This window comes from Pseudomonas sp. R11-23-07 (assembly GCF_003852295.1).
GTDB lineage: Bacteria > Pseudomonadota > Gammaproteobacteria > Pseudomonadales > Pseudomonadaceae > Aquipseudomonas.
On record NZ_CP027761.1, the window covers coordinates 5200754 to 5226270 of the forward strand.

At 61.5% G+C, this 25517-nt stretch carries 19 protein-coding genes and 1 pseudogene; 9 read left to right on the top strand and 11 right to left on the bottom strand.

Features of this window, described 5'->3' with window-relative positions; translation table 11 throughout:
* The first annotated feature begins 144 nt into the window (after positions 1–144).
* Entirely contained in the window at positions 145–1440 is a 1296-nt protein-coding gene (gene gbcA, locus C4J84_RS23880; protein ID WP_124368614.1) for a glycine-betaine demethylase subunit GbcA, read from the top strand.
* Between the two features lie 682 nt (positions 1441–2122).
* Here gbcA and C4J84_RS23885 read toward each other — a convergent pair.
* From C4J84_RS23885 to C4J84_RS23910, 6 genes are all read right to left on the bottom strand, one after another.
* A complete protein-coding gene (locus tag C4J84_RS23885) occupies positions 2123–2893 on the bottom strand; it encodes an electron transfer flavoprotein subunit beta (RefSeq protein WP_124436192.1) in 771 nt (256 codons plus the stop codon).
* 10 nt (positions 2894–2903) lie between these two features.
* On the bottom strand, positions 2904–4124 hold the full coding sequence (locus C4J84_RS23890) for an electron transfer flavoprotein subunit alpha/FixB family protein (RefSeq protein ID WP_124436193.1): 1221 nt from the start codon (positions 4122–4124) through the stop codon (positions 2904–2906).
* Complete coding sequence (gene dgcB, locus C4J84_RS23895) at positions 4124–6067, bottom strand: dimethylglycine demethylation protein DgcB (RefSeq protein WP_124436194.1); 1944 nt, start codon at positions 6065–6067, stop codon at positions 4124–4126. The genes C4J84_RS23890 and dgcB overlap by 1 nt, the downstream gene beginning before the upstream one ends.
* A 172-nt stretch (positions 6068–6239) precedes the next feature.
* Complete coding sequence (gene dgcA, locus C4J84_RS23900) at positions 6240–8300, bottom strand: dimethylglycine demethylation protein DgcA (protein WP_124421007.1); 2061 nt, start codon at positions 8298–8300, stop codon at positions 6240–6242.
* Positions 8301–8315: 15 nt separating this feature from the next.
* Positions 8316–8846, bottom strand: coding sequence for a DUF5943 domain-containing protein (locus C4J84_RS23905; protein WP_005792152.1), 531 nt, complete (start codon positions 8844–8846; stop codon positions 8316–8318).
* A 52-nt stretch (positions 8847–8898) separates the two neighbouring features.
* Positions 8899–9876 carry a dipeptidase gene (locus tag C4J84_RS23910; protein WP_124436195.1) on the bottom strand — a complete coding sequence of 326 codons (978 nt, stop codon included), beginning with the start codon at positions 9874–9876 and terminating at the stop codon, positions 8899–8901.
* A 218-nt stretch (positions 9877–10094) separates the two neighbouring features.
* On the opposite strand from C4J84_RS23910, the gene C4J84_RS23915 reads away from it, so the two are divergent.
* Together C4J84_RS23915 and C4J84_RS23920 are read left to right on the top strand one after the other, a co-directional pair.
* Positions 10095–10496, top strand: coding sequence for a lysozyme inhibitor LprI family protein (locus C4J84_RS23915; RefSeq protein WP_124372102.1), 402 nt, complete (start codon positions 10095–10097; stop codon positions 10494–10496).
* Positions 10497–10536: 40 nt separating this feature from the next.
* Positions 10537–10953, top strand: a complete 417-nt coding sequence (locus C4J84_RS23920; RefSeq protein WP_124372103.1) for a DUF3010 family protein — start codon at positions 10537–10539, stop codon at positions 10951–10953.
* A 191-nt stretch (positions 10954–11144) separates the two neighbouring features.
* Here C4J84_RS23920 and C4J84_RS23925 read toward each other — a convergent pair whose 3' ends face one another.
* Positions 11145–12089, bottom strand: a complete 945-nt coding sequence (locus C4J84_RS23925) for a GlxA family transcriptional regulator (RefSeq protein WP_124372480.1) — start codon at positions 12087–12089, stop codon at positions 11145–11147.
* Positions 12090–12282: 193 nt separating this feature from the next.
* On the opposite strand from C4J84_RS23925, the gene C4J84_RS23930 reads away from it, so the two are divergent.
* The 6 genes and pseudogenes from C4J84_RS23930 to C4J84_RS26555 all read left to right on the top strand — a co-directional run.
* Positions 12283–13227, top strand: coding sequence for a choline ABC transporter substrate-binding protein (locus C4J84_RS23930; RefSeq protein WP_124372104.1), 945 nt, complete (start codon positions 12283–12285; stop codon positions 13225–13227).
* Positions 13228–13299: 72 nt separating this feature from the next.
* Positions 13300–14187, top strand: coding sequence for a 3-keto-5-aminohexanoate cleavage protein (locus C4J84_RS23935; protein ID WP_124372105.1), 888 nt, complete (start codon positions 13300–13302; stop codon positions 14185–14187).
* Between the two features lie 144 nt (positions 14188–14331).
* Positions 14332–15297, top strand: a complete 966-nt coding sequence (locus tag C4J84_RS23940; protein WP_124372106.1) for an L-carnitine dehydrogenase — start codon at positions 14332–14334, stop codon at positions 15295–15297.
* A gap of 27 nt (positions 15298–15324) precedes the next feature.
* On the top strand, positions 15325–15816 hold the full coding sequence (locus C4J84_RS23945; RefSeq protein WP_124372107.1) for a thioesterase family protein: 492 nt from the start codon (positions 15325–15327) through the stop codon (positions 15814–15816).
* 224 nt (positions 15817–16040) lie between these two features.
* Positions 16041–16304, top strand: coding sequence for a hypothetical protein (locus tag C4J84_RS23950; protein WP_124372108.1), 264 nt, complete (start codon positions 16041–16043; stop codon positions 16302–16304).
* A pseudogene (locus tag C4J84_RS26555) lies at positions 16301–16420 on the top strand (outer membrane lipoprotein carrier protein LolA); the annotation flags it as partial. The gene C4J84_RS23950 and the pseudogene C4J84_RS26555, both read left to right, overlap by 4 nt.
* Here the strand turns inward: C4J84_RS26555 and C4J84_RS23960 are convergent.
* From C4J84_RS23960 to gltB, 4 genes are all read right to left on the bottom strand, one after another.
* Entirely contained in the window at positions 16419–17522 is a 1104-nt protein-coding gene (locus tag C4J84_RS23960; RefSeq protein WP_124364728.1) for a GlxA family transcriptional regulator, read from the bottom strand. The pseudogene C4J84_RS26555 and the gene C4J84_RS23960 overlap by 2 nt on opposite strands.
* Positions 17523–18022: 500 nt before the next feature.
* A complete protein-coding gene (gene hemE / locus C4J84_RS23965; RefSeq protein ID WP_124372109.1) occupies positions 18023–19090 on the bottom strand; it encodes a uroporphyrinogen decarboxylase in 1068 nt (355 codons plus the stop codon).
* A gap of 241 nt (positions 19091–19331) precedes the next feature.
* On the bottom strand, positions 19332–20750 hold the full coding sequence (locus C4J84_RS23970) for an FAD-dependent oxidoreductase (protein WP_003171228.1): 1419 nt from the start codon (positions 20748–20750) through the stop codon (positions 19332–19334).
* Positions 20751–20782: 32 nt separating this feature from the next.
* A complete protein-coding gene (gene gltB / locus C4J84_RS23975; protein ID WP_124405500.1) occupies positions 20783–25228 on the bottom strand; it encodes a glutamate synthase large subunit in 4446 nt (1481 codons plus the stop codon).
* Positions 25229–25517 lie beyond the last annotated feature (289 nt).

Genomic DNA, 25517 nt, shown 5'->3' on the forward strand with positions numbered 1-25517 from the left:
GGGCCATGTCGCCCATGGATAAGGTTCGACGCAACGCCGGGCCCACACTCGCTCCCAACGAAAGACACTTTCTTTACGCCTTGCACAGCACCAACCGTAGCCACTATTCGCCGGCCACACAGAATGGCCATGAGGACATACACGATGGACGTCACCGCAACCTTAAGCTTGGGCGATCCGCTGGAACCCGCACGCAAGGCCACCGCGCAGATGCTGCAAGAGCGCGAGCGCACCTTTTCGCTGCCACAGCCGTTTTACTCTGATGAGCGACTGTTCGATATCGACATGCAGGAGATCTTCCAGAAAGAGTGGTTGATTGCCGGCATGACCTGCGAAATCCCCACCAAGGGCAACTACCTGACCCTGCAAGTGGGCAAGAACCCGATCATCGTGATCCGTGGCGCCGACGGTGTGGTGCACGCCTTCCACAACGTGTGCCGCCACCGTGGCTCGCGCTTGTGCACCAGCGAAAAGGGCAAGGTCGCCAAGCTCGTTTGCCACTACCACCAGTGGACCTACGAGCTGGACGGTCGCCTGTTGTTCGCCGGCACCGAGATGGGCGCTGACTTCGACATGAAGCAGTACGGCCTCAAACCGGTGAACGTGAAGACCGCCGGCGGCTACATTTTCATCAGCCTGGCCGAAAACCCACCGGCCATCGATGACTTCCTGTCGACCCTGAACCATTACATGGAACCGTACGACATGGAGAACACCAAGGTGGCGATCCAGACCACCTTGTTTGAAAAAGCCAACTGGAAGCTGGTGCTGGAAAACAACCGCGAGTGCTACCACTGCAACGCGTCGCACCCGGAACTGCTGAAAACCTTGCTGGAATGGGACGACGTCACCGACCCGCGCGCCGACCAGGCGTTCAAGGACCACGTAGCCGCTTCCGCCGCCGCCTGGGATGCCGAGAAGATTCCTTATGCCCACGCCAGTTTTGGCCTGCGCAACCGTATCGTGCGCATGCCACTGCTCAAGGGCACCGTGTCGATGACCCTGGACGGCAAACAGGGCTGCGCAAAACTGATGGGCCGGATCAAGAACCCCGACCTGGGCTCGATGCGCATCCTGCACCTGCCCCACTCGTGGAACCACTGCATGGGCGATCACATCATCGTGTTCACTGTGTGGCCGATCAGTGCCCAGGAAACCATGGTCACCACCAAGTGGATCGTGCACAAGGACGCAGTGGAAGGCGTGGACTACGACGTGGAGCGCATGCGCCAAGTGTGGGACGCCACCAACGACCAGGACCGTCGCCTGGCCGAAGAGAACCAGCGCGGGATCAACTCCACCGCTTACCAGCCAGGCCCGTACTCCAAGACCTATGAGTTCGGCGTGGTGAACTTTGTCGATTGGTACAGCGAACGCATGCTGAACAACCTCGGTGCCGCGCCCGCGCCCTACCTCAAAGGCGTTGCCGCCCACGAATAACTGACACGCCGTGGATCAAAATGTGGGAGGGGGCTTGCTCCCGATAGCGGAGTATCAGCCAATGCATGTGCAAGCTGATCCATCCCTATCGGGAGCAAGCCCCCACACTTGTACCAGGCGCTGAACAATATTTGATCAACTCTCGCGCGGACCGCTAAAAGCTTGCCTTCCAGCCTTTACCCAACAACTTATCCACAAAGACACCCACAGCAATTGTGGGCAACTGTCTTTTTCTCTGGAAATAAATCAAGAAAATCCGTGACTTATTTAAACGCAGGGGTTTTATCCCGCTTTGATCATTTTTTGATCTAAAGCCTGTAAGCCACGGTACTCAAGGGCTACAGAGGAACGCGAACACCTTATCCACAGAAGCACCAACAGACTTTGGGGGCAACTTTGCTCACGCTGTGGAAAACCGCGTCAAACCTGCATATATCGGGGGGTTCAGCACTTTCAGGGCTGTAAAAACGACCTTTGATCAGATTTTGAGCAGATTGAGGATAGCCTTTGTTTATAAGGCCTGTAACCGACAGCGAACATCTTATCCACAGGCGGATCAACAGCGATTGTGGGTAAACCGCAGGTCCAATGTGGGAGGGGGCTGCTCCCGATAGCGGTGGGTCAGTTACAGCTATATCAACTGACACTCCGCCATCGGGGGCAAGCACCCTCCCACAGGGGTTCAGCGTACGACGCCTTCTTCTATGAGCAATTTGAGTATGGCTTGCGCGCCCTCTTCAGGGCTCACGCCCTTGAGCACCTGCCCACCGCCCCCGCTGGCCTTGGCCGTTGCTGCCTTCATACGGTCGGCGCCGCTCTTGGCCTTGATCACCTTGAGGCGCTTGGGCCGCGGCTTGGCCGGCTGCAGCAGCGCGTCTGTGAATAACTCGTCCTGTTCAATCACGACTTCGTGGGCGGCCAACTCACCACGTTGCGCCGGGCCATAGGCGCTTTGCCGAGGCTTGGGCGCGGCGTTATCCACAGTGGCGAGAAACGGCAGGCGGACCTTCAAGCGCCGCCGCTGGCCACGGGGCAAGGCTTGCAGCACGTGGGCCACGCCGCTTTCGATGGACTCCACCTGGGCCAGGCCGACAATCAGCGGCCAACCCAGTTGTTCGGCCAGCAGGAACGGCAGCATGCCCGACCCCTCGCCGGTTTCCGCCTGGCTGCCGGTGAGCACCACCTGGGCACCGGCGTCGCGTAGATAGTCACTCAACACCGGCAACGCATCGGCGCCCGCCGGCTGTTCCAGTACATGCAGTTGCGGCAGGCCCATGCCCAGGTAGCTGCGCAAGGTCGGCTCGCTGATGTCGCCCGCGTGCAGTACCTGCAACTTATCCCCAGCCATCTGCAGCCCCAGCTCGACCGCACGCGCATCTTGTTCGGCACGGCGCGGGCGCCCGGAAGTGGGGTGGGCGCCGACGGATACCAGGCTGATTACATTGGTTGTCATGGTCATATCCCTAGGCTGCATCGCGCTTGGCGCCGTTGCGGTGGGCCTCGACCGCAGCGATCAAGGCTTGCAGAATCGCGGCGCTTTCGCCGATCACCGACAGGTCGGCACGCTTGATCATGTCGCAACCTGGGTCGAGGTTGATCGCCACCACCTTGTCGCAGGCACCGATGCCTTGCAGGTGCTGGATCGCCCCGGAAATGCCCACGGCCACGTACACCCGTGCCGTGACCCAGGTGCCGCTGGCGCCGACCTGGCGATCACGCGCCATATAGCCATCGTCCACCGCCACCCGCGACGCGCCCTCGGTGGCGCCCAGGGCCGCGGCGGTCTGGTGGAACAGCGCCCAGTCCTTCACGCCGTTGCCGCCAGAAAAAATGAATTCCGCTTCGGCCATGGGAATCGCCGCCGGGTCCACCGCCACTGCGCCGAGGTCTTCGATACGTGGCAGGCTGCGCGCCAGGGTTGTGGATAACTCCACGGGCAAGACTTCATGGCGCGTCTCGCTGACCGGATCGGCACATTCGGCGGCCGCGAGGATCAGGCGCGGCAACGGCCGGGCCAGATCTTCCTGGCCCGCACCGGCGCGGCCGATGCACGCCTGGCCTTTGATCTGCCACACCCGCGTGGCCGGGCGCTCCTTGAGGCTGGCGGCAAAACGCCGACCCAGCTCGCCGCCGCTGCTGCGGCTGTCCGGCAGCAACCAGTGACGCGGGTTGAACTGGTTATCCACAGCCCGCAGGCCCTGGACGCGCTGCTCCGGTGAATAACCGTCGAACTCATGACCGTCCAGCACCAGCAGGCGGTCTACACCCGCTGTAGCAAACGCGCTCTCCTTGTGTTCACCAAACACCACCGCCAGTACCGCGCCGTCACTGCCGGCCAGTTGCCGGGCCAGGCCGAGCAAATCACGGTCGTGACTGCTCAAGCGGCCACCGACCATATCCGGCACCACGTTGATGTAGAACGCCGGCATCGGCACCTGGTGCAGCGGCAACAGCACCTCGACCGCCGCCGTACGCTTGGCCGCACCGCCCTGCTGGGCGCCGCTGCGGTCGATACGCTTGATCCCGTTGGGACCGATAAAACCAACACCATGCACGTTCTTGCGGATCACACCGTTGGGCCCCATCCAGCTTTGTTGCACGGGCTGCATCGCCGCGTGCAAAGGATGAAGACGGTTACGGGCGATCCATTCGGCACGGGGATCGCGGCGGATAATGTCGCTCATCAATGCACCTCCGCAGGTTCACGCTTGTTGGGCGCCTTGGCCGGTGCCGCATCTTCAAGCAAGGCGTCGGCCACCAATTCGGCAATGTCTTTGATCAACGGACGCGGTTCGACCACACCCTCGAGCATCGCCGTGCACTGCGGGCAACCCACAGCTACCAGTTCGGCGCCGGTCTCGCGGATGTCGTCCATGCGCATGTCCGGGATGCGTTGCTTGCCGGGGATGTCGGTGATCGGCGCACCGCCACCGCCGCCGCAGCAGCGTGAACGAAAGCCCGAGCGTTGCATCTCCTTGACCTCGATACCCAGGGCCCGCAGCACCTGGCGCGGCGCTTCGTACTCGCCGTTGTAGCGGCCCAGATAGCAGGGGTCGTGATAGGTCACGCTGGTGCCTTTGTGCTGGCCCAGGTTCAACGCGCCCTCGCCGATCAGTTCGGCCATGAAGGTGCTGTGGTGCTGCACGAGGTAGTTGCCGTTGAAGGCGCCGTACTCGTTTTTCAGTACATGGAAACTGTGCGGGTCGCAGGTGACGATGCGCTTGAAGCAGTACTTGGCCAGGGTCTGGATATTGCGCGAAGCCAGCAACTGAAAGGTCGCTTCATCGCCCAGGCGCCGTGCCACGTCGCCGCTGTCGCGTTCTTCCAGGCCAAGCACGGCGAAGTCGACCTTGGCCGCCTTGAGCACTTTGACGAACGCGCGCAGGGTGCGTTGGTTGCGCATGTCGAAGGCACCGTCGCCGACCCAGAACAGCACCTCGCAGCTGCCTCTCTCGCTGAGCAGCGGCAGGTTCAAATCCGCCGCCCAGTTCAGCCGGCCGCCGGGTGCGAAGCCGCCGGGGTTGTCGGTGGCGATCAGGTTTTCCAGGACTTCGGCGCCTTTGTTCGGCGTAGCGCCCTTTTCCAGGGTGAGGTAGCGGCGCATGTCGACGATGGCGTCCACGTGCTCGATCATCATCGGGCACTCTTCCACACAGGCGCGGCAGGTGGTGCATGACCACAGGGTCTCGGCGTCCACCAAGCCATTGACGATGGGCTGGTGCGGGTTGCCGCTGTGTTCGCCAATGGGTTTGCCTGGATACGGGCTGCCGGCGAATTTGGCATCGGTGCCGCCGGCCAGGCCAACCACCATATCCTGGATGAGTTTTTTCGGGTTCAGCGGCTGGCCGGCGGCGAACGCCGGGCAGGCGGCTTCGCACTTGCCGCACTGCACGCAGGCGTCGAAACCGAGCAGTTGGTTCCAGGTGAAGTCCTTGGGTTTTTCCACGCCCAACGGCGCGGTTTTATCGCTGAGGTCCAGCGGTTTCAAGCCAGTGGAGCGGCCACCGCCAAAGCGCTCGGCGCGGCGGTGCCAGGCCAGGTGCAAGGCACCGGCGAAGGCGTGCTTCATCGGGCCGCCCCAGGTCATGCCGAAGAACATCTCGGACACGCCCCACAACACGCCCACGCTCAACAACGCGGCCAGCAGCCAGCCGCCGAAGTCGGCGGGCAAGATGCCGGCCACCGGCAGCGTCACCAGAAAAAAGCTGACCGAAAACGCCATCAGGCTTTTCGGTAAGCGCATCCACGGGCCCTTCGACAGGCGCGCGGGCGGATTGCGCCGACGCAGGTAAACAAAGGTGGCGCCGACAAACATCAGCACCGAGGCCAGCAGCAACCCATAGCCGAGGATACGGTTGTGCAGGCCGAAACCGTGCACCAGGATCGCCAGAAGCGCCGACAGCACAAAGCCCAGCGCAGTAGCGACGTGGGTATTGGCGATGTATTTGTCGCGGGCGACCACATGGTGCAGGTCGACCATGTAGCGCTTGGGCATGGCCAACAGGCCGCCGAGCAGGTCGACCTTGGAGGCACGGCCGCGGCGCCACATGTTCACACGGCGCAGGGCGCCGAGGACGGCGAGCCCCAAAGCGGCAAACAGAAGAATTGGCAGCAAGGTGTTCAACATGGTGAAGCTCCCACAGACCACACAGGTCTACTGTGAAACTGGCCTTGAAATGTGGGAGGGGGCTTGCTCCCGATGGCGGAGTGTCAGTTGATATAGCTGTAGCTGACCCACCGCTATCGGGAGCAAGCCCCCTCCCACATTTGGACCGAGTCCACTTTGGCTCGGTGTCGGCTTAGAAATCCTTGCACAAGCGCAGGGCGTCATAGATCGCGGCATGGGTATTGCGCTGAGCCACACAGTCACCGATGCGGAACAACAAATACCCTTCACCCGCTTCGCTCAGGCACGGCTGCGGCTTGATCGCGAACAGGGCTTCGACGTCAATCTGGCCCTTGTTGCGCGAACCTTCCTTGAGCCCGTAATAAATCGCCTCGTCCGGGCGCACGCCGTTCTCCACCACCACCTGGTCGACCACCCGCTCCTCCTTGGCCCCGGTGTATTCGTTCTCCAGCACCGCCACCAGCTTGTCGCCCTCGCGGTAGACCTTTTCCAGCATCATGTCGCCGGTCATGATCACTTCCTTGGGGTACATGCTGCGGTAGTAAGTCGGGAACGACGTACCGCCGATGGCCACGCCCGGCTTGATATCGTCGGTGACGATCTCGACCTGGCAGCCTTTGTCCGCAAGGAAATCCGCCACCGACATGCCGGTGAATTCGCAGATGGTGTCGTACACCAGCACGTTCTTGCCCGGTGCGACTTTGCCGTCGAGCACGTCCCAACTGCTCACCACCAAACCTTCGGCAGCGCCCCAGTGTTCGTTCTGTTCAATGAACGGATGCCCACCGACGGCCAGCACCACCACGTCCGGGCGCAGGTCGAGGATGGTTTCGGCGTCTGCCGCCACACCCAGGCGCAGGTCGACTTTCAAGCGTGCCAGCTCCAACTGGAACCAGCGCGTGATCCCGGCAATCTGGTCACGCTGCGGCGCTTTCGATGCGGTGGTGATCTGCCCGCCGATAAATTCTTTCTTTTCGAACAGGGTCACCTCGTGGCCGCGTTCGGCGGCGACGCGTGCAGCCTCCATACCGGCCGGCCCCGCACCCACCACGACCACTTTGCGTTTAGGCCCGGTGGACTTCTCGATAATGTGCGGCACGCCCATGTATTCACGGGAAGTCGCGGCGTTCTGGATGCACAGCACATCCAGGCCCTGGTACTGGCGATCGATGCAATAGTTGGCGCCGACGCACTGTTTGATCTGGTCGATCTGGCCCATCTTGATCTTGGCGATCAGGTGCGGGTCGGCAATATGGGCGCGGGTCATACCGACCATGTCCACATAGCCGCCTTCCAGAATGCGCGTGGCCTGGTTCGGGTCCTTGATGTTCTGCGCGTGCAGCACCGGGACCTTCACCACTTCCTTGATACCGGCCGCCAGGTGCAGGAACGGCTCCGGCGGGTAACTCATGTTCGGGATCACGTTGGCCAGGGTGTTGTGCGTATCGCACCCCGAGCCCACCACGCCGATGAAGTCGAGCATGCCGGTATCGTCGTAATACTTGGCGATCTGCTTCATGTCCTCGTGGGACAGGCCGTCCGGGTGGAACTCGTCGCCGCACAGGCGCATGCCCACGCAGAAATCGTCACCGACTTCGGCGCGCACGGCCTTCAACACTTCCAGGCCGAACTTCATGCGGCCTTCGAAGGTACCGCCCCATTCGTCGGTGCGCTTGTTGACCCGCGGGCTCCAGAACTGGTCGATCATGTGCTGGTGCACGGCGGACAGTTCCACCCCGTCCAGGCCACCGGCCTTGGCGCGCTTGGCGGCGCTGGCATAGTTGCCGATCACGCGCCAGATCTCTTCCGGCTCGATGGTCTTGCAGGTGGCACGGTGCACCGGCTCACGCACGCCGGACGGCGACATCAGGGTAGGCCAGTTGAAGCCGTCCCAACGCGAGCGACGGCCCATGTGGGTAATCTGGATCATGATCTTGGCGCCATGCTTGTGCATGGCGTCGGCCAGGTTCTGGAAGTGCGGGATGATGCGGTCGGTGGACAGGTTCACCGAACTCCACCATTCCTGCGGGCTGTCGATGGCCACCACCGAGGAGCCGCCGCAGATCGCCAGGCCGATACCGCCCTTGGCCTTCTCTTCGTAGTACTTCACATAGCGGTCGGTGGTCATGCCGCCGTCGGTGGCATACACCTCGGCGTGGGCGGTACTGAGCACGCGGTTGCGGATGGTCAGTTTGCCGATCTGGATCGGTTGGAACATTGCTTCGAAAGCCATGGCACGGTCCTCGGCTTACAACGGCTTGACGGTGAACAGGCCGTCATCGTGGCCCTCTTCGGAGCCTCCGTAGACTTGTTCAGCCACAGTGCGGATCTTGCTGCCACGCGCTTCAAGGATCTGGTCCATCGCGCCGGCAAACCATCCGGTGAACATGTAGTCCACTTTGCGCCCGACCTTGCCGTACACGTAGACGAAGGCCGAATGTTCCAACTTGACGCTGGCGGTGCCTTTATCCAGGTCGATGTCCTGGATCTTGAACAGGCCCCAGCCGCGTTGCGACAGGCGCTTCATGTAGTGCTCGAACACCGCGACGCCTTCCAGGCCGTGGCACTCGGCTTCTTTTTCACACCAGTGCCAGGCGGACTTGTAGCCGGCCTTGTAGAGGATCTCGGCGTAGGCGTCGGCACCCAGCACTTCTTCGATGCCCATGTGGTTGTTGACGAAGAAATGGCGCGGCACGTACAGCATCGGCAGGGCGTCGGAAGTCCAGACACCGGTTTCGCTGTCGACTTCGATTGGCAATTGCGGGGCGATCTTGGCCATGGAAACTTAACTCCAGAAAAATTCGTAGTGGTGTTGCCGGTGGGTGTCTGGCTTATTCGCCCCAGACGTCTTTCAAGACATTGACCCAGTTCTCGCCCATGATCTTGCGCACCACGCGTTCAGGATGGCCGCGCTTGAGCAGGGTCTCGGTGAGGTTGGGAAACTCGCCCACGGTGCGGATGCCCAGCGGGTTGATGATCTTGCCGAAGCTGGTCAGGCGGCGGGCGTAGCCTTTGTCATGGGTCAGCATTTCAAAGAAATCCTGGCCATGGCCCTGGGTGAAGTCGGTGCCGATGCCGATGGCGTCTTCGCCGACGATGTTCATGGTGTATTCGATGGCTTCGGCGTAATCGTCGATGGTCGAATCGATGCCCTTGGCCAGGAACGGCGCGAACATGGTCACGCCGACAAACCCGCCGTGGTCGGCGATGAACTTGAGTTCTTCATCGGATTTGTTGCGCGGGTGCTCCTTGAGGCCCGAGGGCAGGCAGTGGGAATAGCACACCGGCTTTTTCGATTCGAGGATGACTTCTTCGCTGGTCTTGGAACCGACGTGGGACAGGTCGCACATAATGCCGACACGGTTCATCTCGCCGACAATCTCACGCCCGAAACCCGACAGGCCGCCGTCGCGCTCGTAGCAGCCGGTGCCCACCAGGTTCTGGGTGTTGTAGCACATCTGCACCACACCGACGCCGAGCTGCTTGAAGATCTCGACATAGCCGAGCTGGTCTTCAAACGCGTGGGCATTCTGAAAGCCGAAGATGATGCCGGTCTTGCCCTGCTCCTTGGCACGACGGATATCGGCGGTGGTTTTCACCGGGATCACCAGGTCGCTGTTTTCGCGGATCAGGGTCTGGCTGGCGACGATGTTATTGATCGTGGCCTGGAAGCCTTCCCACACCGACACCGTGCAGTTGGCAGCCGTCAGGCCACCTTTGCGCATGTCTTCGAACAGGTCGCGGTTCCACTTGGCAATAATCAGACCGTCGATAACGATGCTGTCGGTGTGCAACTCGGCTGGGCTCATCAGGCGTCCCCTTATTGGCGATTCATGCGCCGAATCGTCTGCCGGCGCTTTGGGGCCAGCATATGCCCAGGGGCCGACGGAGCCGGGTGCAAAAACGACAGGGGAATTGCCGAAAGCGTCAATCCGCGACAAAGCCTGTGTAGACATGCCTGACTGGCGGCTGTTCTTTGTCTTACGCTTGAGCCAGAATTCCGCATCACCTGATATGAGACGGCGCAATGAAATCGATTTTCCTGGCTTTGGCACTCATCGCAACCGGCGTCCACGCCGCCGAAGACACCGACAGCACGCCGTGCGACGGCATCGAGAACGACCAGCAAACCCTGGAATGCGCCACCTACAACAAAACCACCGCCGAGCAATTGTTGAAAGACAACTATCAGGGCCTGCTGGAACGCATGGGGTCCACCTACGGCAGCGACAAGACCAAGCTCGCCGACATTACCGCTCGTCTGAAGGATGCCCAGCAGAAGTGGGAAAAACTGCGCGATGCCGATTGCGCGGTGGACACCTTCCCGGCAGTGACCGGGACCAAGGCGTATGCGATTGCGCTGAATGATTGCCTGGCGCGGATGAGTGACGAGCGGTCGGAGTTTTTGGAGTCGATTGGGCAGGAATAAGCGACAATCCTGCGACTTTCCTTCTGAACCAGGGCTTTTCATGACTCTCTGCGGTATCGAAATCAAAGGCAGCGAAGCCATCATCGCCGTCGCTTCCCTGGACAACCAGGCGCTGACCCACGTCGCCCTGGCCACCAAGAAAATCGCCCTTGAAGATGACGACGAAGCCGCAAACGTCAAAGCCTTCGCCGCCCAGGTGAAGGCGTTCGTGCAGGCAAATGCCATCACCCGTATCGCGATCAAGAAGCGCAGCAAGAAAGGTGAATTCGCCGGTGGCCCGACCACGTTCAAGATTGAAGGGGTGTTTCAGTTGTTGGAGGGGGTAGAGGTGACCTTGCTGTCGCCGCAGACCATTAACGCGCAAAGCAAGAAGCACAACGTCGAGCTACCGGCGACACTGAACAAGTATCAGCATGAGGCCTACAAAACAGCGTGTTCGGCCCTGCTGAAAAAATAAGCCACACCAAAATCTACTGTGGGAGGGGGCTTGCCCCCGATGGCGGTGTGTTAGTCACTTATGTGCTGCTGACCCACCGCTATCGGGGGCAAGCCCCCTCCCACATTTGATCCGCGGTGCCGGCCGCTTTTATACCTAATTATGGAAACGACTATAAATTATAGCCGCCACTATAATTGACTAAAAAACGATCAAACCACCTCCCGTCGCCGATCCTCCCTCGGACATTTCGCAAACCTCGCCCGATAACTGCGGGTGAAATACGACGGCGACTCGAACCCGCAAGCAATGCTCACTTCCAGCACGCTCATATCGCTCTGGCGCAGCAGTTGTCGGGCTTTTTCCAGGCGCAGGCGCAGGTAGAAGTTACTCGGTGTGTCGTTCAGATGCAGGCGAAACAGCCGCTCCAGTTGGCGCCGGGTGACCTTAATTGCGTCGGCCAGGGCCAGGGTACTCAGGGGCGGCTCGGTGTGTTGCTCCATCTCGCCGATCACCTGCACCAGTTTTTTGTTGTTGATGCCGTAGCGCGTGGCGATCTGCATGCGCTGGTGGTCTTTGCGCGGGCGGATGCGGCCCAGTACGAACTGTTCGGAGACCTGAATCGCCAGGTCAGGGCCGTGGGCCTGGGCGATCAGGTCGAGCATCAGGTCGATGGACGCGGTGCCGCCGGCACAGGTGATGCGACGGCGGTCGATCTCGAACAGTTCCTGGGTGACGCTCAGGTGCGGATACGATTCCTTGAACGCATCGATGGCTTCCCAGTGCAAGGTCAGGCGGTGGCCGTCGAGCAGGCCGGCTTCGGCCAGCACGCAGGCGCCGGTGTCGATGGCGCCGAGGGTCACGCCGTCGTGGTCGAGACGGCGCAGCCAGTGATCCAGCGTCGGCGTGGCGAACTGCAGCGGTTCGAAGCCGGCCACCACCAACAGCGTCGCACCCTTTTTCAGCGGTTCCAACGCGGCGTCGGCATTGACCGACATGCCATTGCTCGCCAGTACCGCACCGCCATCGGCGCTCAAGACATGCCAGCGGTACAGCTCGCCACGGAAGCGATTCGCCACCCGCAACGGTTCCAGCGCGGAAATAAACCCAATCGCCGAGAACCCCGGCATCAGCAAAAAATAAAAATCCTGGGACATGATGGCGCTCTCGTAGGACGACCAGCGTGGCACTGTGATACTCCCGTTCAAGGGCGGATTCAAGCGCGCAGGTCGCTGCAGTGCAAGAGCCGGTCGCCGCTGTGCGTTTCGGCGCTGCTCAAGGTACGTAACTTGGCTGCACGGCGCGCAAAGACGCCGGACCCCACAATAACGACCTGCCGAGGGCTCCACCATGAACCGACTGATCAGCCGCAGCGTGCTTGCACTCAGCGTCAGCGCTATTTTGAGCGCCCCCGTCATGGCAGCGGATGCCGCTTCCTGCCAGAACGTGCGCCTGGGCGTGGTGAACTGGACCGACGTGATCGCCACCAGCGCCATGACCCAAGTGCTGCTCGACGGTCTCGGCTACAAGACCAAACAAACCAGCGCGTCCCAGCAGATCATCTTTGCCGGCATTCGCGACCAGCGCCTGGATCTGTTCCTGGGCTACTGGAACCCGTTGATGACCCAGACCATCACGCCGTTCGTCGACGCCAAGCAAGTCAAAGTGCTCGACAAACCGAGCCTGGAAGACGCCCGCGCCACCCTCGCGGTGCCGACTTACCTGGCGGACAAGGGCTTGAAAACCTTTGCCGACATCGCCCGCTTCGAAAAAGAGTTGGGCGGCAAGATCTACGGCATCGAGCCGGGTTCGGGCGCCAATACCCAGATCAAGGCCATGATCGCCAAGAACCAGTTCGGCCTGGGCAAGTTCCAACTGGTCGAATCCAGCGAAGCCGCCATGCTCTCTGCAGTCGACCGTGCGGTACGGCGCAAGGAGCCCGTGGTGTTCTTCGGCTGGGCGCCGCACCCGATGAACGTCAACGTGGCGATGACTTACCTCACCGGCAGCGACGACGCCCTGGGGCCGAATGAAGGCAGGGCGACCGTGTGGACCGTCACCTCACCGACCTATGCCGAGCAGTGCCCCAACGTACACAAGCTGCTGACCAACCTGACCTTCACCGCCGCCGATGAGAGCCGGATGATGCAGCCCTTGCTGGATCACAAGGATCCCATCGAGTCGGCCAAGCAGTGGCTCAAGGATCACCCGCAAGACCAAGCGCGCTGGCTGGAAGGTGTGACCACCTTCGATGGCAAGCCGGCGGCGGCCAACCTCCAACTGACCGTTAAATAACCTTTTCCAGACACCGCTTCGCAGCCCCGACCGGCTGCGAACAGCACCCCCACGCCTGCAAGGAACCGCCTCATGAACCACGACGTCATCATCACCTGCGCACTCACCGGTGCTGGCGACACGACCGCCAGAAGCCCGCACGTGCCGGTCACCCCCAAACAAATCGCGGCCGCCGCCGTGGAAGCCGCCAAAGCCGGCGCGACCGTGGTGCACTGCCACGTGCGTGACCCGCACACCGGCAAGTTCAGCCGCGACGTGGCGCTGTACCGCGAAGTGATGGAGCGCATCCGCGAGGCCGACATCGACATCATCGTCAACCTCACTGCCGGCATGGGCGGCGACCTGGAGATCGGCAGTGGCGAGCACCCCATGGAGTTTGGTCCCAACACCGACCTGGTCGGCCCACTGACGCGCCTGGCCCATGTCGAGCAATTGCTGCCGGAAATCTGCACCCTCGATTGCGGCACCCTGAACTTCGGCGATGGCGACACCATTTACGTGTCCACTCCGGCGCAATTGCGCGCCGGCGCCAAGCGTATCCAGGCGCTGGGCGTTAAAGCCGAGCTGGAGATTTTCGACACCGGCCACCTGTGGTTCGCCAAGCAGATGATCAAGGAAGGCCTGCTCGACAACCCACTGTTTCAACTGTGCCTGGGCATCCCGTGGGGCGCCCCCGCCGACACCACCACCATGAAAGCCATGGTCGACAACCTGCCCGCCGACGCCGTGTGGGCCGGCTTCGGCATCGGCCGCATGCAGATGCCGATGGCGGCGCAGGCGGTGCTGCTGGGCGGCAATGTGCGGGTCGGCCTGGAAGACAACCTGTGGCTGGACAAAGGCGTGCTTGCCACCAATGGGCAGTTGGTGGAGCGCGCCGGTGAAATCCTCAGCCGCCTGGGCGCGCGAGTCATGACCCCGGCGGAAGGCCGCATCAAGATGGGCCTGGCCAAACGCGGCTAGTCCCTGCCGAAACCAAATCAAAAATGTGGGAGGGGGCTTGCTCCCGATAGCGGTGGCTCAGCCTAAAGATGCATGACTGAAACACCGTCATCGGGAGCAAGCCCCCTCCCACAAGGGATCACCGAACGCTTTAGGAATGTGCCAATGAGCTTTATCACCGAAATCAAGACCTTCGCCGCCCTCGGCAGCGGCGTTATCGGCAGCGGCTGGGTGTCCCGCGCCCTCGCCCACGGCCTGGACGTCGTGGCCTGGGACCCGGCGCCCGGCGCCGAAGCGGCCCTGCGCAAACGTGTCGCCAACGCCTGGGCCGCCCTGGAGCAACAAGGCCTGGCGCCGGGAGCATCCCAGGCGCGCCTGCGCTTTGTTGCCACCATCGAGGAATGTGTAAGGGACGCCGACTTCATCCAGGAAAGCGCCCCGGAACGCCTGGAGCTGAAACTGGATTTGCACAGCAAGATCAGCGCCGCAGCCAAGCCGAATGCGTTGATCGGCTCGAGCACGTCCGGGCTATTGCCAAGTGAATTCTATGAGGGTTCGACCCACCCGGAGCGTTGCGTGGTTGGCCACCCGTTCAACCCGGTTTACCTGCTGCCGTTAGTGGAAGTGGTCGGCGGCAAGCACACCGCGCCGGAGGCGATCCAGGCCGCGATCAAGGTCTATGAATCCCTCGGCATGCGCCCACTGCACGTGCGCAAGGAAGTGCCGGGGTTTATTGCTGACCGCCTGCTGGAAGCGCTGTGGCGCGAGGCGCTGCACCTGGTCAACGATGGCGTGGCGACCACCGGCGAAATCGACGACGCGATTCGCTTTGGCGCCGGGCTGCGCTGGTCGTTCATGGGCACCTTCCTCACCTACACCCTGGCCGGTGGCGATGCGGGCATGCGCCACTTCATGGCGCAGTTCGGTCCGGCATTGCAGTTGCCGTGGACCTATTTGCCGGCGCCGGAACTCACCGACAAATTGATCGACGATGTGGTCGATGGCACCCGCGACCAGTTAGGCAAACACAGCATTGCGGCGCTGGAGCGCTATCGTGATGATTGCCTGCTGGCGGTATTGGAGGCAGTCAAAGTGACTAAAGCCAAACACGGCATGAGCTTCGCCGAATAACCCACATTCTTGACCGAGTCTGGATCCATGCCCGCATTGAAAACCTACACCACTCAAATCCTGCCTGAATGGGTCGACTACAACGGCCACCTGCGCGATGCGTTCTACCTGCTGATCTTCAGCTACGCCACCGACGCACTGATGGACATGCTGGGCCTGGACAGTGATAACCGCGAAGCCAGCGGCCACTCGCTGTTCACCCTGGAATTGCATCTGAACTACCTGCACGAAGTGAAGCTGGGTGCCAAGGTGGAGGTGCGCACCCAACTGATCGCCCACGACGCCAAGCGTCTGCATCTCTATCACAGTCTGCACCCGGTGGACGATGACAAGGAACTGGCTGGCAACGAACAGATGCTGCTCCATGTCGACCTGGCAGGGCCGCATGCCACGCCGTTCACCGAGGCCACGCTGGAAAGGCTGACGGCTATCAGCGCCGCACAGGCCGAGCTACCAATGCCCGCCCTGCTTGGCCGTGTCATTGGCTTGCCGGCAAAAAAAGCCCCGAGCCAGCCGTGACTGGATCGGGGCAGAGTGCCTTGTGTGAGCCGTGCATCCGGAGGGTGACCAAACCATCAAGCTGCGTGCCTGGGACCAGTGTGCCGGTAAGTGCACCCGGTGCATGGCTCGAAAACGACACCCTCATAGCCATCTGAGGCATTCAAGCATTCTGCCCTTGCCGACCGCCTGGGCGGCTACCAGAATCGAGGTCGAACCCCGCTCCCCTCACCAGGATAAACGTCATGATGCATGCGGATTTGATTGACCAGGATGACCTGCTGGGCCAACTGCGCTCGTTGGGTTTCGAAGTGTCCAGCGGTGCCAGCGCCGAGCAGGCTTGCGAGTGCGCCGTACGCGGTTTGAGCGAGGCCCGGGCCAAAGCGCTCAAGGGCATGGTTGAGCAGATGTACGGCGGCAGCGCGACGATTCTGCCGGCGGTGCGTCAGGCGATCGATAAACAGTTGTTGCCGGCTTTGATGCGGTTCAAGCAGAACCGCGGCGCCTGACAGCCACCTTCCCTGTAGGAGCGAGCTTGCTCGCGAAGATCGTCAACGATGACGCGGGGCCCCAGTTACCCCGCGTCGCTCTTGCTTTTTTCGCGAGCAAGCTCGCTCCTACAGTTAGAGCCTTACACTGGCAAAAGTCGACTCATTCCTGGCCTGGCTCAACGCCGACATCGGCCCCGACAACGGTGACAATACCAGCGCCTGCGGAATCGGCAGCATCGCCACCTGCTGGGTGGTGTTGGAGCCTACACGCTCATCGCGCGGTGGAATGCCGAAGTATTCGCGGTAGCACTTGGAGAAATGCGGGGTGGACACAAACCCGCACACCGACGCCACTTCGATGATCGACATCGGCGTTTGCTTGAGCAACTGCCGCGCACGGATCAGGCGCAACTTGAGGTAGTAGCGCGACGGCGAACAGTGCAGGTATTTCTGGAACAACCGCTCCAGCTGGCGACGCGACACGGCGACATAGACCGCCAGCTCGTCCAGGTCGATGGGCTCTTCCAGGTTGGCTTCCATCAGCGCCACGATTTCCTGCAGCTTCGGCTGGTTGGTGCCGAGCATGTGCTTGAGCGGCACACGCTGGTGATCCTGTTCGTTGCGGATGCGTTCGTACACGAACATCTCGGAGATGGCGGCCGACAGCTCACGGCCGTGGTCGCGGCTGATCAGGTGCAGCATCATGTCCAACGGCGCGGTGCCGCCGGAGCTGGTGAAACGGTTGCGATCGAGGGTGAACAGGCGTGTGCTCATGGCCACGCGGGGAAACGCTTCCTGCATCGACGCCAGGCATTCCCAATGCACGCTGCAATCGAAACCGTCGAGCAGGCCCGCACAGGCCAGGGCCCAACTGCCGGTGCAGACCGCACCGAGACGACGGGATTGACGCGCCTGGCTTTGCAGCCACGACACGTGTTCGCGGGTGACGGTGCGCTGGATGCCCACGCCACCGCACACGATCACCGTGTCCAGGGCCGGGGCCTTGTGCATGGCGGCATCGGGGGTGATCTGCAGGCCGTCACTGGCCCATACTTGGTTGCCGTCGACACTCAGGGTGGTCCAGCGATACAACTCGCGGCCGGACAGCTGGTTGGCCATGCGCAGCGGTTCCACGGCCGACGCCAGGGAAATCAGCGTGAAATTGTCCAGCAGCAAAAAGCCGATGGATTGAGGCGCACGGTTCTGGGGTTGGGCCCCTGAGTTGAACGACGTCATCGCAGTATCTCCTCACACAAAGCGGGTGATGGCCTCAGGCGAGGCTCTTGTTATTGCGCTCATCTCCTGAGAGGGAGAGAGGCTTTGAATTGATAGAGCAAATGCCATGCCTGAAATTGAATGGCCATTCAACAAATCCTGAAAACGACCTGTTGATGCGTCTATATAAGCCCGCCGATTAAACGCGGGATATGACGCACGAGGCCGAAGGCCAGAGGGCCGTGAGCAGATCGGTAGCACTTGTGGGAAGGCGCTTTGCGGGCGTAGGAGAAGTCTGTCACCCAACGCACGGGGGACGGGTGGTCGAGGGAGAAATCGTTCGCGAGCTACTTATCTATTTGCGACGCGCTAAAAGGTGGCGCTTTAGGCTTGGGTGTTCACTTTATGAGCAGTGCTGGCTGCACTGGCGCTATCGGGGGCAAGTCTCCACCCACCGTTGAAATGTATTCACAGGTCAAAATGTGGGAGGGAGCAACCCCTTCCCACATTGGTCTTGCGTGTTACTCGTGATATTGCGCCGACAGCTCGTGCACCGCGCGCAGGAACGCGCCGGCATGTTCCGGGTTCACCTCCGGGGTGATGCCATGACCCAGGTTGAACACGTGCCCGGTGCCTTTGCCGTAGCTGGCAAGGATGCGCCCGACTTCGGTACGGATCGCTTCCGGCTTGGCGTACAGCACGGTCGGGTCCATGTTGCCTTGCAGCGCGACCTGGTTACCAACGCGGCGGCGGGCTTCGCCGATATCGCAGGTCCAGTCCAGGCCCAGGGCATCGGCACCGGCGTCGGCGATGCTTTCCAGCCACAGGCCACCACCCTTGGTGAACAGGATCACCGGCACCTTGCGGCCTTCGTGTTCGCGGATCAGGCCGCTGACGATCTTGCGCATGTAGGCCAGGGAGAATTCCTGGTACGCCGCCGCCGACAGGTTGCCGCCCCAGGTATCGAAAATCTGCACCGCTTGCGCGCCGGCCATGATCTGGCCATTGAGGTAGGACGTGACCGACTGCGCCAGCTTGTCCAGCAGCAGGTGCATGGCCTGCGGGTTGTCGTAGAGCATGGCCTTGGTCTTGCGGAAGTCTTTCGACGAGCCGCCTTCGACCATATAAGTGGCCAGGGTCCATGGGCTGCCGGAGAAACCGATCAGTGGCACGCGGCCGTTGAGCTCGCGGCGGATGGTGCTGACGGCATCCATCACGTAGCCGAGGTCTTTGTGCGGATCAGGGATCGGCAAGGCTTCGATATCGGCCAGGGTACTGACGACTTTCCTGAAACGCGGACCTTCGCCGGTCTCGAAGTACAGGCCTTGGCCCATGGCGTCCGGGATGGTGAGGATATCGGAGAAGAGGATGGCCGCATCCAGCTGCGGGTAGCGGTCCAGCGGCTGCATCGTGACTTCGCAGGCGAACGTAGGGTTCATGCACAGGCTCATGAAGTCGCCGGCATTGGCGCGACTGGCGCGGTATTCCGGCAGGTAGCGACCGGCTTGACGCATCATCCACACGGGCGTGACGTCTACGGGCTGCTTGAGCAGGGCACGAAGGAAACGGTCGTTCTTGAGGGCAGTCATGTCGGCATCCGCAAAAAAAGTGCGGGCATTTTCTCAGAGCGCGACGCAAAAGGCACGGAATGCGCCGTGCCTTTTGTCTATCGGGTCAATTTGTCGCGGACATGGAAACGCTGCAAAACCAATGTGGGAGGGGGCTTGCTCCCGATTGCGGTGGCTCAGTTATAGATACTGAGACTGACACACCGCTATCGGGAGCAAGCCCCCTCCCACATTTTGATCCCATTTCAAGCGGGGATCGGGGTCAGACTTGCAGGTAGTCCAGGATGCCTTCGGCGGCATTGCGGCCTTCGAAGATCGCGGTTACCACCAGGTCAGAGCCGCGCACCATATCGCCACCGGCGAAGATTTTCGGGTTGCTGGTCTGGTGCTTGTACTGGCCTTGCTCCGGGGCCACAACACGGCCCTGGCTGTCGGTCTGAATTTCGAACTGCTCGAACCACGGCGCCGGGCTTGGGCGGAAACCGAACGCGATGACCACGGCGTCGGCCGGGATGATTTCTTCGGAACCCGGGATCGGCTCGGGGCTGCGACGGCCACGGGCGTCGGGTTCGCCGAGACGGGTCTCGACCACCTTCACGCCTTCGACGCGGTCTTCACCTACAATCGCGATCGGTTGGCGGTTGTAGAGGAATTTCACGCCTTCTTCCTTGGCGTTCTTCACCTCTTTGCGCGAACCGGGCATGTTGGCTTCGTCACGACGATACGCACAGGTCACCGACTTGGCGCCCTGGCGGATCGAGGTGCGGTTGCAGTCCATCGCGGTGTCGCCACCGCCGAGCACCACGACCTTCTTGCCTTTCATGTCGACGAAATCTTCCGGCGACTTTTCAAAGCCCAGGTTGCGGTTGACGTTGGCGATCAGGAAGTCGAGCGCGTCATACACGCCCGGCAGGTCTTCACCGGCAAAGCCGCCCTTCATGTAAGTGTAGGTGCCCATGCCCATGAATACCGCATCGTATTCGGCGAGCAGTTGCTCCATGGTGATGTCTTTGCCGATCTCGGTGTTCAGGCGGAACTCGATGCCCATGCCGGTGAACACTTCGCGACGGTTGCTCAGTACGGTCTTTTCCAGCTTGAACTCGGGGATGCCGAAGGTCAGCAGGCCGCCGATTTCCGGGTTCTTGTCGAACACCACCGGAGTCACGCCGCCACGCACCAGCACGTCGGCACAGCCCAGGCCCGCAGGGCCGGCGCCGATGATCGCCACGCGCTTGCCGGTCGGCTTGACCTTGGACATGTCCGGCCGCCAGCCCATGGCGAACGCGGTGTCGGTGATGTATTTCTCTACCGAACCGATGGTCACCGCACCGAAGCCGTCGTTGAGGGTGCAGGCACCCTCGCACAGACGGTCCTGCGGGCACACCCGGCCGCAGACTTCCGGCAGGGTGTTGGTCTGGTGCGACAGCTCGGCGGCGGCGAGGATGTTGCCCTCGGCCACCAACTTGAGCCAGTTGGGAATGAAGTTGTGCACCGGGCATTTCCATTCGCAATACGGGTTACCGCACCCCAGGCAGCGGTGGGCCTGATCGGCCGAGTGCTGGGGTTTGAAGGGTTCGTAGATCTCCACGAACTCTTTCTTGCGTTGACGCAACAGTTTCTTCTTCGGATCTTTGCGCCCGACATCGATGAACTGGAAGTCGTTATTCAGACGTTCAGCCATGTTAAAACCTCATCAAACTGTTCAGGCGCATATCACTGCGGGTTGGCACGGATGCTGGAAAGCAACGATTTCAGGTTGGCAGCCTTGGGCTTGACCAGCCAGAAACGACGCAGGTAATCATCGAGGTTTTCGGCGAGGTTACGCCCCCATTCGCTGCCGGTTTCCTCGACGTACTCGTCCAGCACGTGCTGCAAGTGGTTACGGTAGGACTCCATGGCTTCGCCGCTGATCCGCTGGATCTCGACCAACTCGTGGTTGACCTTGTCGACGAAGGTGTTGTCCTGGTCGAGCACGTACGCGAAACCGCCGGTCATGCCCGAACCGAAGTTGTAACCGGTCTTGCCCAGTACCGCGACAAAGCCCCCGGTCATGTACTCGCAGCAGTGATCGCCGGTGCCTTCCACCACGGTGTGGGCACCGGAGTTACGCACGGCGAAACGCTCACCGGCGGTACCGGCGGCGAACAGCTTGCCACCGGTGGCGCCGTACAAGCAGGTGTTGCCGATGATGGCGCTGTCCTGCGACTTGTAGACGCTGCCGAGTGGCGGAACGATCACCAGCTTGCCGCCGGTCATGCCCTTGCCCACGTAGTCGTTGGCGTCGCCTTCGAGGTACATGTGCAGGCCGCCGGCGTTCCACACGCCGAAGCTCTGGCCCGCAGTGCCCTTGAAGCGGAAGGTGATCGGCGCTTTCGCCATGCCCTGGTTGCCGTGCTTGCGTGCGATTTCGCCGGAAACACGAGCGCCGATGGAACGGTCGCAGTTGCAGATATCCAGGGCAAATTCGCCACCGCTGGCATCGTTGATCGACGAACCGGCCAGGTCGACCATCTTCTCGGCCAACAGGCCCTTGTCGAACGGTGGGTTGCGGTCCACCTGGCAGAATTGTGGCTTGTCTGCCGGGATGTGATCGCTGCCCAGCAGCGGCGTCAGGTCCAGGTGCTGTTGCTTGGCGGTCTGGCCTTCGAGGATATCCAGCAAATCGGTACGACCGATCAGCTCTTCCAGCGAGCGCACGCCCAGCTTGGCCAGCCACTCACGGGTCTCTTCGGCGACGTAGGTGAAGAAATTCACCACCATGTCGACGGTGCCGATGTAGTGATCCTTGCGCAGCTTCTCGTTCTGCGTCGCAACGCCGGTGGCGCAGTTGTTCAGGTGGCAGATGCGCAGGTATTTGCAGCCCAGGGCGATCATTGGCGCGGTGCCGAAGCCGAAGCTCTCGGCGCCGAGGATCGCGGCCTTGATCACGTCGAGGCCGGTTTTCAGGCCACCATCGGTCTGTACCCGGACTTTGCCGCGCAGGTCGTTGCCGCGCAGGGTCTGGTGGGTTTCGGCCAGGCCGAGTTCCCATGGCGCACCGGCGTATTTGATCGAGGTCAGCGGCGATGCGCCGGTACCGCCGTCGTAGCCGGAGATGGTGATCAGGTCGGCATAGGCCTTGGCCACGCCGGCGGCGATGGTGCCCACGCCCGCTTCTGCTACCAGTTTCACCGAGACCAGCGCCTGCGGATTGACTTGTTTGAGGTCGAAAATCAGCTGCGACAAATCTTCAATCGAATAGATGTCGTGGTGCGGCGGCGGCGAAATCAGGGTCACGCCGGGTACCGCATAGCGCAACTTGGCGATCAGGCCGTTGACCTTGCCGCCGGGCAGTTGGCCGCCTTCACCGGGCTTGGCGCCCTGCGCAACTTTGATCTGCAGCACTTCGGCGTTGACCAGGTATTCCGGGGTCACCCCGAAACGGCCGGTGGCAACCTGCTTGATTTTCGAACTCTTGATAGTGCCGTAACGCGCCGGGTCTTCACCGCCTTCGCCGGAGTTGGAACGCGCACCCAGGCGGTTCATAGCTTCGGCCAGGGCTTCGTGAGCCTCGGGCGACAAAGCGCCCAGGGAAATACCGGCGGAGTCGAAGCGCTTGAGGATCGATTCCAGCGGTTCGATTTCGCTGATAGCCAGCGGCGTGTCCAGGGTCTTGACCTTGAACAGGTCGCGGATCATCGACACCGGGCGGTTATCCACCAGGCTCGTGTACAGCTTGAACTTGGCGTAGTCGCCCTGCTGCACGGCGGCTTGCAGGGTGCTGACCACGTCCGGGTTGTAGGCATGGTATTCGCCACCATGCACGAACTTGAGCAGGCCGCCCTGCTGGATCGGCTTGCGCGCGCTCCAGGCTTCGGCCGCCAGGGCTTTCTGTTCGGCTTCGATGTCGACGAAACGCGCGCCCTTGATGCGGCTCGGCACGCCACGAAAGCTCAGCTCGCAGACTTCTTCGGACAGGCCGATGGCTTCGAACAGTTGCGCGCCACGGTAGGAGGTGACGGTGGAGATGCCCATCTTCGACAGAATCTTCAGCAAGCCTTTGGTGATGCCCTTACGGTAGTTCTTGAACACTTCGTAGAGGTCGCCCAGCACCTCACCGGTACGAATCAGATCGCCGAGCACTTCGTACGCAAGGAACGGATACACAGCCGAGGCGCCGAAACCGATCAACACGGCGAAGTGATGCGGGTCACGGGCGGTGGCGGTTTCCACGAGGATGTTGGAGTCGCAACGCAGGCCTTTTTCAGTCAGGCGGTGGTGCACCGCGCCCGTTGCCAGGGCGGCATGGATCGGCAGCTTGCCTGGGGCGATATGACGGTCGGTCAGCACGATCTGGGTACGACCGGCGCGCACGGCTTCTTCGGCCTGGTCGGCGACGTTGCGCACAGCGGCTTCAAGGCCGAGGCTCTCGTCGTAGTTCAGGTCAATGATCTGGCGGTCGAAGCCCGGCCGCTCCAGGGTCATCAAGGAGCGCCACTTGGCCGGGGAAACGACCGGCGAGCTGAGGATCACGCGCGAAGCGTGCTCCGGCGATTCCTGGAAAATATTGCGCTCGGCACCCAGACACACTTCCAGGGACATCACGATGGCTTCGCGCAGCGGATCGATCGGTGGGTTGGTCACCTGGGCGAATTGCTGGCGGAAGTAGTCGTACGGCGTGCGCACACGCTGGGACAGCACGGCCATCGGCGTGTCGTCGCCCATGGAGCCAACCGCCTCGTAGCCTTGCTCGCCGAGCGGACGCAGCACCTGGTCGCGCTCTTCGAACGTGACCTGGTACATCTTCATGTATTGCTTGAGCTGGTCGACGTCGTAGAAAGCCGAACCGTGGTCGTTGTCTTCCATGGTCGCCTGGATGCGCAGGGCGTTCTTGCGCAGCCATTGCTTGTACGGGTGACGGGACTTCAAACGGTTGTCGATGGCGTCGGTATCGAGGATCTGCCCGGTTTCGGTGTCCACGGCGAGGATCTGCCCAGGGCCTACGCGGCCTTTGGCGATCACGTCTTCAGGCTTGTAGTCCCACACGCCGATTTCCGACGCCAGGGTGATAAAGCCGTTGGTGGTGGTGACCCAACGCGCCGGGCGCAGGCCGTTGCGGTCGAGCAGGCACACCGCGTAGCGACCATCGGTCATGACCACGCCGGCCGGGCCGTCCCACGGTTCCATGTGCATCGAGTTGTACTCATAGAACGCCCGCAGGTCGGGGTCCATAGTCTCGACGTTCTGCCACGCTGGCGGAATGATCATGCGCACGCCACGGAACAGGTCGATGCCGCCGGTGACCATCAGCTCGAGCATGTTGTCCATGCTGGAGGAGTCGGAACCCACGCGATTGACCAGCGGGCCGAGCTCTTCCAGGTCCATCAAATCATTGGCGAACTTGGTGCGACGGGCCACGGCCCAGTTGCGGTTGCCGGTAATAGTATTGATCTCGCCGTTGTGGGCGAGGAAGCGGAATGGCTGGGCCAGCGGCCATTTCGGCAGGGTGTTGGTGGAGAAGCGCTGGTGAAACACGCAGATTGCGGTTTGCAGGCGCTCATCGCTCAGGTCCGGATAAAAGGCGGTGAGGTCCGCCGGCATCATCAGGCCTTTATAAATGATGGTCTTGTGGGAAAAGCTGCAGATGTAGTGGTCGGTATCGGCGGCGTTGGCCACCGACGAACGACGGCGGGACGTGAACAGCTTGATCGCCATGTCCTGGTCGCTCAGGCCGTCGCCTGCGATGAACACTTGTTCGATCTGCGGCAGGCGCTCCAGGGCCAGGCGGCCGAGTACGCTGGTGTCGATCGGCACTTTGCGCCAGCCGACGAGTTGCAGGCCGGCAGCAACGATCTCGCGGTTCATGTTTTCGCGAGCGGCTTCGGCTTTGACCGGGTCCTGGTTGAAGAACACCATGCCCACGGCGTACTGCTTGGGCAGTTCGACGGCGAAGTGCTCTTTGGCGACCGCGCGCAGGAACTGGTCGGGCTTTTGAATCAGCAAGCCGCAACCGTCACCGGTCTTGCCGTCGGCGTTGATCCCACCGCGGTGGGTCATGCAGGTCAGGGCCTCGATGGCCGTTTGCAAAAGGGTATGACTGGGCTCGCCCTGCATGTGGGCTATCAGGCCGAAACCGCAGTTATCCTTGAATTCATCGGGTTGGTACAGACCTGCTTTCATAGACACTTTCTCACCAGGCTGCCTCTTATATCGAGGCAAATTTCTTTTCAATTCAACCGGTTACCTTCCACGCCGAACGTACGCCGGCTTAGCGGGGGCAAAAGGGAGGTCATTGTACACACCGTCACAGACGCTCACAAATTTAGCGACGAAATGTCGCAAATCTATGTCGCATTTATGAAAGGTTTAAAGCGATATGCTGTGCTAGTCAAAACTTTTTTAATTCTGACCGCTACGACTCAAAAGCTACCGTGACGCAGACACCACAAAGCGCGCGGCCTTCAGGGCT